This window comes from Streptomyces sp. NPDC059010 (assembly GCF_042740355.1).
Taxonomy (GTDB): domain Bacteria; phylum Actinomycetota; class Actinomycetes; order Streptomycetales; family Streptomycetaceae; genus Streptomyces.
In genome coordinates this window covers 121729-133778 of the sequence record NZ_JBHYJA010000022.1, presented here as the reverse complement: position 1 = coordinate 133778, position 12050 = coordinate 121729, and the positions used below count along the sequence as shown (strand labels likewise).

Genomic DNA, 12050 nt, shown 5'->3' with positions numbered 1-12050 from the left:
GGAACGGTACTTCATGCAGCGCGTCTGTTTTCTGCTCAAGGTCCGTCAGGACAAGCTCGCCGAGTACCGCGAACGCCACGCCGCCGTGTGGCCGGAGATGCTCGAAGCACTCTCGGCCACTGGCTGGCACAACTACTCGCTCTTCCTGCGCGACGACGGCCTCCTCGTCGGCTACCTGGAGACCGAGGACTTCGAGGCCGCCAAGGCCGGTATGGAGGCCACCGAAGTCAACGCCCGTTGGCAGGCCGAGATGGGCGAGTTCTTCGAGGCCCTCGACGGCGCCCGCCCCGACGAGGCCATGAAGCCGCTCACCGAAGTGTTCCACCTCGCCTGAACCACCCTCCTCAGGAGCCGTATCCATGAAGAGACGCACCCTCCTGGGCGCCGCACTCGCCGGAGCCGTCATGACCCCCGCCCTCGCCTCCGGCACCGCCCGTGCCGCCGACCCCGGCCCGTCCCTCACCCTGACCGGCACGACCACGCTCGACACGCAGGCCATCTTCTTCGTGTCGTACGACGGCCTGGTCAACAACAACGCCTTCCAGAAGAACGGCCTGCTGACCTACAAGGGCTACCAGTACGCCGTCTGGTACACCGCCGACCGCAACGCCGTCGTGGCCCGCCGGGCCCTCGGCGCCAGCACCTGGTCCACGGTGAAGGTCGGCCACACCCTGCGCTACAACGACTCCCACAACGTGATCTCGATGGGAATCTCCAAGGTCGACGGGCGCCTCCACCTCAACATGGACTCGCACAGCGACGGCTTCACCTACGTCAAGTCGGTTGCGGGGCTCGTCGACAACCCGGCCGGTCTGAGCTGGACCGCGAGCCGCTTCGGCGCACCACAGTCCACCCTGGACGGCCTCGCCCTCACCTCGCAGTTCACCTACCCGCAGTTCGTCTCCACCCCCGACGGAAAGCTCCAGCTCAGCTACCGCGTCGCCGTCTCCGGCAACGGGCGCAACGCCCTCGCCGAATACGACGGTTCGACCTGGACCGACCTGGGGGAGTGGAGCAGCTCCACCGGCACCTACACCAGCGAGCACGGCTCCTCGACCGCCCGCAACATGTACCTGCACGGCATCGACTACGACAAGAACGGCCGACTGCACTCCTTCTTCACCTGGCGCGAGCAGAACGGCGCCGTGATGTGCAACGGCGGCGGCATCACCAACCACGACACCGGCTACGTCTACTCCGACGACCGCGGTCGCACCTGGCGCAACAACGCCGGCACCGTCGTCGGCACCACCGGCGGCTCCGACAAGGTCGCCGTCACCGACAGCGGCCTGGTGATCGACGCGCTCAACCCGGACCACTCCCTGATGAACCAGGAGAGTCAGTTCACCGACTCCGCCGGCCGACCGCACGCGATCATCAGCTACGTCCCCGGCCGGTTCGGGCAGTGCACCACCAACTACGTCGCCGACCGCACCGCGAACGGCCGCGCCTTCCATCTCCGCAAGAACTCCTCGGGCGCCTGGCAGAAGACCGAGATCCCGGTCCCGCTCAACTCCAGCCAGCGCACCAAGCTGATCCTGGACAAGTACGACAACGCGTACGCGATCTTCCCGTTCTGCCGGATAGCCGGAGCGTCCAAGGCCTCCGGGTACACGGACTGGTCGGTCCTGTACGACGGCGTCACGGCCGGGCTGAACGCGTTCGGTGAGGTCGTCATCGACGAGACACGCGTCGCTCAGGACAACTTCCTGTCGATCATGTACCAGGAGAAGTCCACCGGTACGACGCCCTCGGCGCTGCGTAACCTCAACTTCCGGCTGCCTGCCTGATCGCAGTCGTTGTGGGCGGCTTGACGGTAATGTGAAGGCCTTCCCGCCGCCCCACGTCTCAACCGTCTCCCTGGAGGTCCCTGCCCGATGGCCCAGTCGGTGGGTATCAAGGATGTCGCTCGCGCCGCCGGAGTCTCCGTCGGTACGGTCTCGAACGTCATCAACCGTCCTGACACGGTCGCGACCGAGACCCGGGCGCGGGTGCAGTCCGCGATAGACCGGCTGGGCTATGTCCGCAGCGAGTCCGCCCGCCAGCTGCGCGCGGGCCGCAGCCGGATCATGGGCCTGCTCGTCCTCGACATGGGCAACCCCTTCTTCGTCGACGTGGCGCGCGGCGCCGAGCGCACCGCACGCGACGCCGGGCTCGGCGTGATGGTCTGCAACAGCGCGCAGAGCCCCAGCGAGGAGGCCGACTACCTCTCCCTCTTCGCCGAACAGCGGGTACGCGGCGTGCTGCTCACCCCCGCCGACGCCACCGGCCGCAACATCGAGACGTTCCGGCGGCACAACATCCCCTTCGTCCTGGTCGACCGGGTCGCCGAGGGCACCACCGAGTGCTCGGTCTCCGTGGACGACGTCGCGGGCGGCGCGCTGGCCGTGCGGCACCTGGTCGACGCCGGGCACCGCTCCATCGCCTACGTCAGCGGCCCGCCCGGCCTCAACCAGGTCCGCGACCGCCGCACCGGCGCCCTGAACGCGCTGAAGGAGGCCGGTCTCGGCCCCGACTCCCTGCGCGAGCTGCCCACCGAACGGCTCGACGTCGCCGCGGGCCGCGACGCCGGCGCCCGCCTGCTCGGCCTCGCCGAGCGCCCCACCGCCGTCTTCTGCGCCAACGACCTGCTCGCCCTCGGCGTCCTCCAGGCCATGTACGCCGCAGGTGTCGGCGTCCCCGACGACCTCGCGATCGTCGGCTACGACGACATCGAGTTCGCGGCCGCGGCGGCCGTCCCCCTCACCTCCGTACGGCAGCCGGCCGTCACCATGGGCACCCTCGCGGCGGAGATGCTGCTGGAGGAGACGGAGGAGGAGACCGGGACGCGGCGGCACGAGCACCGGCGTGTCGTCCTCCAGCCGGAGCTGGTGGTGCGCCGGTCCAGTCTCTCGGCCCGCTGATCCGCCATTCAGTACGATTTCATGATCCCGGGGCTCGGTCGGCGGACGAACATGTGCTGAACTGGGACGCGGCCAGAAAACCCTGCGTCCCGGGAGCCCTGTTGACCGTCAGCTACCGCCAGCCCGGCGTCGTCCTCACCGACCGCCACTTCACCGTGCCCCTCGACCACGACACCCCGACGGGGGAGACGATCGAGCTCTACGCCCGTGAGGTCGTCGCGAGCGACAAGGCGCACCAGGACCTGCCCTGGCTGGTCTACCTCCAGGGCGGCCCCGGTTTCGGCGCGAACCGCTTCGTCGGCCGGGGCGCCTGGCTGGCCCGTGCGCTGAAGGAGTACCGCGTCCTGCTCCTCGACCAGCGCGGCACCGGCCATTCCACGCCCGCCAACCGGCAGACGCTCCCGCTGCGCGGCGGCCCAGCCGCCCAGGCCGACTACCTCACGCACTTCCGCGCCGACGCGATCGTCCGCGACTGCGAGGCGATCCGCCGCCAGGTGACCGGCGGCGCCCCCTGGACCGTCCTCGGCCAGAGCTTCGGCGGCTTCTGCACGGTCAACTACCTCTCCACCGCCCCCGAGGGACTGACCGCCGCCGTCATCACCGGCGGCCTGCCCTCGCTCGACGCCCACGCCGACGACGTCTACCGTGCAGCCTTCCCGCGCATCGAGCGCAAGGTCGCCGCGCACTACGCCCGCTACCCGCAGGACGTCGAGCGCGCCCGCCGGATCGCCGACCACCTCCTCGCGCACGACGTGGTCCTGCCGAACGGCTACCGCCTCACCGCCGAGGCCTTCCAGTCCCTCGGCATCGTCCTCGGCGGCAGCGAGGGCAGCCACCGCCTGCACTACCTCCTGGAGAACGCCTTCGTCCGCACCCCGCAGGGCCCGGCCCTCTCGGACGCCTTCCAGGAGGAGGCCCAGGGCCTGCTGTCGTACGCGGGCCACCCGCTGTACGCCCTCGTCCACGAGGCGATCTACGGCCAGGACACCCGCCCCACCGCCTGGTCCGCCGAGCGGGTGCGCGCCGAGTTCCCGCAGTTCGACGCGGCCAAGACGCTCGCGGGCGACGGACCGCTGCTGTTCACCGGCGAGACCATCCACCCCTGGATGTTCGACAGCGACCCGGCCCTGCGCCCGCTGCGCGAGACCGCCGACCTCCTCGCCGCCCGCACCGACTGGACGCCCCTGTACGACTCCGCGCGCCTCGCCGCCAACGAGGTGCCGGTCGCGGCGGCCGTCTACCACGACGACATGTACGTCGACACCGCCCACTCCCTCGCCACCGCCCGCGCCATCCGCGGTCTGCGGACCTGGGTCACGGACGAGTTCGAGCACGACGGCGTACGGGCCGGCGGCCCCCGCGTCCTGGACCGGCTGCTCGCGCTCACCCGTGACGAAGCGTGATGTCAGGGTCACGGGTTAGGGTGCGGACATGACCGAGCCGACGACCACTCAGCTGAAGCCCATGCCCGACGACTGGCGGCGCGCACTCGCCGTCGTCGCGCACCCGGACGACCTTGAGTACGGCTGCTCGGCGGCGATCGCCGGCTGGACGGACGGAGGCCGTGAGGTCGCCTACGTCCTGGTGTCCCGCGGCGAGGCGGGCATAGACACCCTGGAGCCCGCGAAGTGCGGCCCGCTCAGGGAGCGCGAGCAGCGGGCCAGCGCCGCTGTCGTAGGCGTGAGCGCGGTGGAGTTCCTCGACCACCAGGACGGCGTGATCGAGTACGGCACCGCCCTGCGCCGCGACATCGCCGCCGCGATCCGCCGGCACCGGCCCGAGCTGGTGATCACGCTCAACCACCGGGACACCTGGGGCGGCGTCGCCTGGAACACGCCGGACCATGTGGCGGTCGGCCGGGCCACGCTGGACGCGGCCGGTGACGCGGGCAACCGCTGGATCTTCCCGGAGCTGGCCGCACAGGGCCTGGAGCCGTGGAACGGCGTCCGCTGGGTCGCGGTCGCCGGTTCCAGCACGCCCACGCACGCGGTGGACGCGACGGCCGGTCTGGAGCGCGGGGTGCGTTCGCTGCTCGAACACCGCACCTACATCGAGGTGTTGACCGACGAGGACCCGGAGACATACGCCCGCCGTTTCCTCACCGGGAACGCGCAGGCGACGGGGGAGCGGTTCGGCGGGAAGCCGGCCGTGGCGTTCGAGCTGTTCAGCCGGTAGCGCCGACCGGCTGACGGAAGAGACGGGGTGACGGGGGAGACGTGGGAGACGTGAACGACACGGAACTGCTGGCGGGCCGCTTCGAGGAGCACCGCGGCCATCTCAAGGCGGTCGCCTACCGCATGCTCGGCTCGCTGTCCGAGGCCGAGGACGCCGTCCAGGAGGCCTGGCTGAAGCTGAGCCGCAGCGACGCGGACGGGATCGAGAACCTCGGCGGCTGGCTGACCACCGTGGTCGGCCGGGTCTGTCTGGACATGCTGCGCTCACGCACCCGGCGCCATGAGGAGCCGCTGGACGACACCTTCGTCCCGGACCCCGTGCTCCGGCCGCTGTCGCAGATCGACCCGGAGCAGGAAGTGCTCCAGGCCGACTCGGTGGGCCTGGCCCTGCTGGTCGTGCTGGAGACGCTGGAGCCCGCCGAGCGGATCGCGTTCGTGCTGCACGACATGTTCGCGGTGCCCTTCGACGACATCGCGCCGATCGTGGAACGCACCTCGGCCACGACCCGCCAGCTGGCCAGCCGGGCCCGGCGCCGGGTGCGGGGCGCCACGCCCTCGGCCGAGCCCGACCTCGGCAGACAGCGGCAGGTCCTGGACGCCTTCATGGCGGCCTCCCGCGCGGGGGACTTCGAGGCGCTGCTCGCGGTCCTCGACCCCGAGGTCGTGCTGCGCGCCGACTCCGGGCCGCTGGCCCGCGGTGTCGCGGCGTCGAAGGTGGTGCGCGGCGCCAAGCCGGTGGCCGAACAGGCGCTGCTGTTCAGGCAGTTCGCGCGGCACACGCAGTTCGCGCTCGTCCTCGTCAACGGCACGATCGGGATCCTCAACGCCCCGGAGGGCAAGCCGCAGTCGGTCATGGCCGTCACCATCGCCGACGGCCGCATCACGGAGATGTACATCCTGGCCGACCCCGAGCGCCTCGGACGCCTGGACCTGACCGGCCTGGCCGCCTGACGTCTCAGGCGGCCACCGCCAGCACGCCGACCGTTCGGTGCGGGCTCACCACCCGCCCGTCCGGGAGGAGTTCACCGGTGTCGTCGAAGACGATGGTGCCGTTGCACAGCAGGCTCCAGCCCTGTTCGGGGTGGGCCGACACGATCAGAGCGGTGTGGTGTTCCGGGCTGTCGGCGGTGGGGCAGGCGGGCTGGTGGCTGCACATGACGGCTCTCCTCGGGTTCGTTGCGGGGCGATGCTCCTGTTTCCGTCGGCTCGTATCTCTGTAGTAGCCGAGCTTGTTTTCCGTTGTATGAGAGGCCCCCCACAGCGGCGGAAACCTATCGGTGAGGTTTTGTTCCGCGGCGGACATTAGGCTTGAGGGCATGCAAGATCATCCCGTCGGCCCGACTGACCTGACCGACCTGCGCGGAGACTGCGCGAACTGCTTCGGGCTGTGCTGTGTCGCGCTGCCCTTCACCGCCTCGGCGGACTTCGCGCTGGACAAGGACGCCGGGACGCCCTGCCGCAACCTCCAGGACGACCACCGCTGCGGCATCCACGCCAGGCTGCGGCAGAGCGGCTTCAGCGGCTGCACGGTCTACGACTGCTTCGGCGCCGGACAGAAGGTCTCGCAGGTCACCTTCGCCGGGAAGGACTGGCGCACCGCCTCCCGCGAGCACGCCCGGCGGATGTTCGACGTCTTCCCGGTCGTCCGCCAGCTCCAGGAGCTGCTCTGGTACCTGACCGAGGCGCTCACCCTGCCCGCCGCCCGTCCCCTGCACGCCGAGCTGCGCAAGATCCGGGAGACGACCGAGGAGCTCACCCGCGGGACCCCGGAGGCACTCGCCGCGCTGGACGTCGCCGCCCACCGGCAGGAGGTCAACGTCCTGCTGCTGAAGACCAGCGAGCTGGCGCGGGCGGGTGTACGGGGCCGCAAGAAGAACCGCCGGGGCGCCGACCTGATGGGCGCCCGTCTCAAGGGCGCCGACCTGCGCGGCGCGAACCTGCGCGGTGCCTACCTGATCGCCGCCGACCTGACCGGCGCCGACCTGCGCGGCGCGGACCTCATCGGCGCCGACCTGCGCGACACCGACCTCACGGACGCCGATCTGACGGACGCCTTCTTCCTGACCCAGCCCCAGCTGAACGCGGCCCGCGGCAGCGCGGGCACCCGGCTGCCCGGCTCAGTCGCCCGCCCGGTGCACTGGACAGCGCAGTTCTGACGGCACGCCCTCGTCCGCCTGGGGCGGGACACCTGCCGGGTCCGTCGGCGTCGGCGCCCGCCGCTCCAGCCGCAGCCGCAACCCCTCCGGCATCAGCGTCAGCCGCTCGGTCACCCGCAGCCGATAGGCCGGGTCGCTCCTGAACTCGTACCGGCGCAGCAGCAGCCCGAGTACCAGCGTGGCCTCGTGCAGCGCGAACTGGCGCCCGATGCACGCCCGCGCCCCCGTCCCGAACGGCTTGAAGGTGTGCGGCGGACGGGTGCGTACGGCACCGGGTTCGAAGCGGTCCGGATCGAACCGCTCGGCGTCCGCGCCCCACACCTCGGGATCGCGGTGCAGCATCGCCGTGAGCACCAGCGCCCAGCCGCCCCGCCGCATCGGATGCTCCCCGCCGAGCACGGTGTCCTCGCGGGCCTCCCGGGCGAAGGCGGGCGCCGTCGGCCACAGCCGCAGCGACTCGTCGAGGATCCGGCGCACATACCGCAGCCTCGCCACCTGGTCGTAGGCGGGCACCGCCGCATCGCCCCAGACCCGGTCCACCTCGGCGCGCGCCCGGGCCGCGACCTCGGGGTGCCGGGAGAGGTAGTGCAGGGCGAAGGAGAGCGCACCCGAGGTGGTCTCGTGGCCGGCCACCAGGAAGGTGATCACCTGCCGGCGGACGTTCTGCGCGGACAACCGCTCGCCCGTTTCGGGATGCGAGGTCTCCAGCATGCGGTCCAGCAGGTCCCCGTCGCCGGGCCCGTCCGCCGTACGGGCGCGGACCAGGTCGTCGACCGTGCGGTTGAGGTAGGCGATGTCGGCCTGGTGGCGGCGCGCGGCACGTCGTAGCAGGGCCGGTGCCGGTACGGAGTTGAGGCGCTGGGCGTAGGTGAGCGTGCCGACCATCGCCGTCACGAAGGGATGCGGGCGGGCGCGCTCGAAGGAGCCGAAGTCGTGTCCGAAGCCGGTGCGGGCGATGGTCTCCAGGGTCAGCTTGGTCATGTCGCCGGGCACGTCCACCGACCGGCCCGCCGCCAGCGCGCGGTCCCAGTGGGCCATGAGCCGGTCGGCCACGGCCAGCATCATCGGGTGGTAGCCCGCCATCGCCTCCCGGCTGAACCCGGGGGCGAGGACGTCGTGCGCCAACTGCCAGTTCGGCTCGTGGTTGTACGCCGTGAACAGGCCGTCCCCGGCGACCGGCCGCAGATTGGCGACGCCGAGCCCGACATGCTTGGCGAAGCGCGACTCGTCCGCCATGTCGGCCGCGAGTTCGGCGCCCCACACGAACACGAACTCCCGGTTGAACGCCCGGCGCCGGAAGATCGGCCCCAGCTCGCGGGCGAAACGCAGGGAGTCCTGGAGCGGCGTACGCCTGCTCGCGCCCAGCACATCGCCGAGCAGCGGGAGCCGGTGCGGGGGATGGGGTATCCGGAACAGCTCCGGCCAGCCCTGCTCGGCGCTGCGGAACCCCTTCGGAAGTCCGGTCCCGGTCGTCGTCTCCGCCATGACGCGATCTCCCTTGATCCAGCGGCAGGTCGAGCTAGTTGTACATGGGTTCAATAACGCGGTCAGTCTGGTCCCGCTGTTGAATCCACGTCAAGTAAAGTGCGGACATGGCCGCGAAACAGGGTGGGCGCACACGCCGCCGGCTCAGCACCGAGGAGCGTCGTGAGCAGCTTCTCGCGGTCGGGGCGCGGCTGTTCTCGGAGAGTCCGTACGACGACGTGTGGATCGAGCAGGTCGCGGAGATCGCCGGTGTCTCGCGCGGGCTGCTCTACCACTACTTCCCGACCAAGCGGGACTTCTTCGCGGCCGTCGTCGAGCGGGAGAGCGAGCGCATGCTGCGGATGACGGCCGCCGTGCCCGGGGTCCCGGTGCGCGAGCAGCTCCCCGCCGGCCTCGACACGTTCCTGGAGTACGTCCAGGACCACGCCCACGGCTACCGGGCCTTCCATCGTGCCGACGCGGCCGGTGACCAGGCCGTGCGCAAGGTCTACCAACGCGCCCTGGCCGCACAGGAGAAGCAGATCCTGGCGGCGATGGCGGCGGATCCCGAGTTCGGCCCCGTCTTCGAGGGGCGCCCCGATGTCCGGATCGCCGTACGCGGCTGGCTGGCGTTCACCACGGCCGTGTGCCTGGAGTGGCTGAGGGGTTCGGAGCTCTCCCGTGAGCAGGTGCGCGACCTGTGCGCCCGTGCGCTGCTGGGCGTCATCGCGCCCTGAGTGCCCCGTACTCCTGCAAAGAGATCACGCCGGATCGGCGTGGCCGGTTGGCGTGCGGCCCGATCTTCGATAGGTTAGGCAAGCCTTACCTAAGGAGGAATGGATGGGTGACAGCCAAACCTGGGCGGCCGCGCCGTCCGCGGCGGAACGGGCCCGGTCCGTGCTCGCCGCCGCGTGGTCCGTGGCGGTGACCGCGGAGGGCTGCCGCGAGGAACTCGTCGGTGCGCACAGTGTGACCGAGGACGGCCGCGTCCTGCTGGACGTGCCGGAGGACAGTGTGCTCGTCACGGCGGCGATCTGCGCGCCCCGCGGGGAGCCGTCCGCCGTCCTGGAGTTCGCCGACGTCGCCCCCGTGCCCGTACGCAAACGTATCCGCACACGGCTGTGGCTGTCCGGCTGGTTCGCCCCCGAGGAGGGCAGACTGGCCTTCCAGGCCACGCGCGCGGTGCTGCGGCAGCAGTCCGGCGCGGTGGTCGTCGACCTCGACGAGTTCGCCGTGGCCGAGCCCGACCCGCTGGCCACCGCCGAGGCCCAGTTGCTGACCCACCTCGCCGACTGTCACCCGGACGCCGTCGAGCGGCTCACCCGCCTGGTCGACTCCGACAGCCTGCACGGCGCCGTCCGCGTCCAGCCTCTCGCCGTCGACCGGCACGGACTGACGCTGCGCATCGAGCGCACCCGCGCACAGGCCGACGTACGGCTGGCGTTCCACCGGCCCGCCGACGACGTCGGGCAGCTCACCGAGCGCATGCACATCCTGCTCGCCCAGGCCAGCGCCGCGTCCTGCCCGCGCGCCCTACAGCGGCAGCGCACAGACGGCGACGGGTGACGCGAACGGCTTGTCCGCGAGCCGCAGTTCACCGCTGTCCTCGGCGACGTGGAAGACGCTGACGGTGCTCGACCGCTGGTTCGCGGCGAACAGCAGCGTCCCGTCCGGCGAGAGGGCGATCTGCCGCGGGAAGTCCCCGGACACCGGCACCGTGCCGAGCAGCCTGAGCCGGGCGCCGTCCGACTCGACGGCGTAGCGCGCGAGGCTGTTGTGGCCCCGGTTGGCGAGATAGGCGTAGCGGCCGTTCGGCGTCACCACGAGCTGCGCCGGATAGCTGGTGCCGGAGCCCGTGCCCGTCTCCTGCTCGGCGCCGACGGTCAGCCGGCCCGAGTCGGCGTCGTACGTGCAGACCGCGACGGTGTTGTCGACCTCGTTGGCCAGATACGCGTACCGGCCGCCCGGGTGGAACGTGAGGTGACGCGGCCCCGCACCCGGCTCGGTCCGGGCCTGAGCGACCTCCGTGAGCGTGCCCGCCTTCTGGTCGAGGCGGTAGGTGTACACGGTGTCCGTGCCCAGGTCGACGGCGAGTACATGGCGGCCGTCGGGGCTGGTGATGAACTGGTGGGCGTGCGGGCCCTCCTGGCCCGGACCGGGCGCCGGGCTGGAGTGCGTGACCAGGTCGGTGCGCTCACCGAGCGCGCCCGAGGCGTCGACCGGATGCACGGCGACGCTGCCCGTGCCGTAGTTGGCGCTCAGCAGCCAGCGTCCGCTCGGATGCACCGACAGATGACAGGGCGCCGCCCCGCCGGTGCTCCGGCTCCCCAGGATCTCGCGGTCGGCGAGGCGGACGGCGGTCACGGCGCCGTCCTCGCGCTCGTCGACCGCGTACAGCGTCCGGCGGTTCGGGTGCAGCGCCAGATACGACGGGTCGCCGACACCCTTGATCGTTCCGGTGCCGGTGATACGGCCCGTGACCGGGTCGTACGTGGCGAGGCCGATGCCCTGGCCGCCGCCCTCGACGGAGGTGTAGGTGCCGAGGTAGAGCGGGCGCGGGCCGGACGGCTCACGGCTCTCGGTCTGGGCGCTCGGGCGGGTCCCGGGGCTGTTCGTCCCGGAGGTCGCCGCGTCGGCCGCGTCCGGTGTGTCCGCGGGGGCGGGCGCGTCGTCGCACGCCGTGGCCGCCGGGAGTGTCACACCGGCGGCCGATCCCGCGAGGGTGCCGACGAATCGGCGCCTGCTCAGCCCACCACTGCCCATGTCCACACCTCAGGTCGTCGGTCGTCGTGGTCGCGACAGCCACCTTGGCGTGGATCACCCGCCGAGCGCAAGAAGGGCAACGGGCGTTGCATTGTGTGCAATGGCGTGCAGTCGCCTACCAGTCGCCGTCCTCCACCGGCTTGCCCTGGGCGTCCTTGAGCGGCAGCACCTGGCCCGGCGTCGGCGCCTGCCAGGGCTCGTGGTCGTCGCCGAGCCAGTCGCCGACCGGCTTCACCGCCTCCAGGGTGTCGGTGGGGGCGAGATCCTCTGCGTCCTCGTCGTAGTAGTCGAACCAGGGCAGCCCCGCGCGTGTGTACGCCGCCCGGTCCACCGGCGACGGCGGGGGAGCCTCGCCGGTGATGCGGCGCCACTCGGGCGGCGTCACCAGATGGACGAAGACCCGGCCGCGGGGGCGGTCCTCCCAGTCCGAGAGCGGCCGGTCGTCCTCGTAGACCTCCTGGCGCATCGAGCCGCCGACCCCCAGCCCCATCGCCGCGGGGGGCCCGCCCCCCCCCCCCCCCCGAGCCCCCCCGGGGGCCCGGACCCCCCCCCCGGGGGCCCGGGGCCCCCAGGGGCGCGCGGGGCCCCAG

12 protein-coding genes and 1 pseudogene are annotated in these 12050 nt (G+C 71.8%); 9 read left to right on the top strand and 4 right to left on the bottom strand.

Annotated elements, in window-relative coordinates:
- The first annotated feature begins 13 nt into the window (after positions 1-13).
- The 6 genes from ACFWYS_RS24510 (at position 14) to sigJ (ending at position 6028) form a co-directional block, all read left to right on the top strand.
- The gene (locus ACFWYS_RS24510; protein WP_384772747.1) at positions 14-334 is read left to right on the top strand and encodes an L-rhamnose mutarotase; all 321 of its coding nucleotides are present in this window, start codon (positions 14-16) and stop codon (positions 332-334) included.
- A 25-nt stretch (positions 335-359) separates the two neighbouring features.
- Positions 360-1790: a BNR repeat-containing protein gene (locus ACFWYS_RS24505; RefSeq protein ID WP_384772744.1), complete on the top strand. Its 1431-nt coding sequence runs from the start codon at positions 360-362 to the stop codon at positions 1788-1790.
- 87 nt (positions 1791-1877) lie between these two features.
- A complete protein-coding gene (locus tag ACFWYS_RS24500; RefSeq protein WP_384772741.1) occupies positions 1878-2903 on the top strand; it encodes a LacI family DNA-binding transcriptional regulator in 1026 nt (341 codons plus the stop codon).
- Positions 2904-3004: 101 nt separating this feature from the next.
- On the top strand, positions 3005-4306 hold the full coding sequence (locus ACFWYS_RS24495) for an alpha/beta fold hydrolase (protein ID WP_384772739.1): 1302 nt from the start codon (positions 3005-3007) through the stop codon (positions 4304-4306).
- A 28-nt stretch (positions 4307-4334) separates the two neighbouring features.
- Positions 4335-5078: a PIG-L deacetylase family protein gene (locus ACFWYS_RS24490; protein ID WP_384772736.1), complete on the top strand. Its 744-nt coding sequence runs from the start codon at positions 4335-4337 to the stop codon at positions 5076-5078.
- A gap of 50 nt (positions 5079-5128) precedes the next feature.
- Positions 5129-6028, top strand: a complete 900-nt coding sequence (gene sigJ / locus ACFWYS_RS24485) for an RNA polymerase sigma factor SigJ (protein WP_384772734.1) — start codon at positions 5129-5131, stop codon at positions 6026-6028.
- Positions 6029-6032: 4 nt separating this feature from the next.
- On the opposite strand, the gene ACFWYS_RS24480 is transcribed toward sigJ, so the two are convergent.
- Complete coding sequence (locus ACFWYS_RS24480; protein WP_384772731.1) at positions 6033-6233, bottom strand: DUF5999 family protein; 201 nt, start codon at positions 6231-6233, stop codon at positions 6033-6035.
- A 160-nt stretch (positions 6234-6393) separates the two neighbouring features.
- On the opposite strand from ACFWYS_RS24480, the gene ACFWYS_RS24475 reads away from it, so the two are divergent.
- Complete coding sequence (locus ACFWYS_RS24475; protein ID WP_384772729.1) at positions 6394-7233, top strand: pentapeptide repeat-containing protein; 840 nt, start codon at positions 6394-6396, stop codon at positions 7231-7233.
- Here the strand turns inward: ACFWYS_RS24475 and ACFWYS_RS24470 are convergent.
- On the bottom strand, positions 7195-8718 hold the full coding sequence (locus tag ACFWYS_RS24470; RefSeq protein WP_384772726.1) for a cytochrome P450: 1524 nt from the start codon (positions 8716-8718) through the stop codon (positions 7195-7197). The two genes, ACFWYS_RS24475 and ACFWYS_RS24470, sit on opposite strands and share 39 nt — an antisense overlap.
- Positions 8719-8825: 107 nt before the next feature.
- On the opposite strand from ACFWYS_RS24470, the gene ACFWYS_RS24465 reads away from it, so the two are divergent.
- Entirely contained in the window at positions 8826-9434 is a 609-nt protein-coding gene (locus tag ACFWYS_RS24465; RefSeq protein WP_384772723.1) for a TetR/AcrR family transcriptional regulator, read from the top strand.
- Positions 9435-9537: 103 nt separating this feature from the next.
- Positions 9538-10263 carry a DUF2470 domain-containing protein gene (locus ACFWYS_RS24460; protein WP_384772720.1) on the top strand — a complete coding sequence of 242 codons (726 nt, stop codon included), beginning with the start codon at positions 9538-9540 and terminating at the stop codon, positions 10261-10263.
- On the opposite strand, the gene ACFWYS_RS24455 is transcribed toward ACFWYS_RS24460, so the two are convergent.
- Entirely contained in the window at positions 10231-11460 is a 1230-nt protein-coding gene (locus ACFWYS_RS24455; protein WP_384772717.1) for a lactonase family protein, read from the bottom strand. The two genes, ACFWYS_RS24460 and ACFWYS_RS24455, sit on opposite strands and share 33 nt — an antisense overlap.
- A gap of 115 nt (positions 11461-11575) precedes the next feature.
- A pseudogene (locus ACFWYS_RS24450) lies at positions 11576-12050 on the bottom strand (hypothetical protein); the annotation flags it as partial.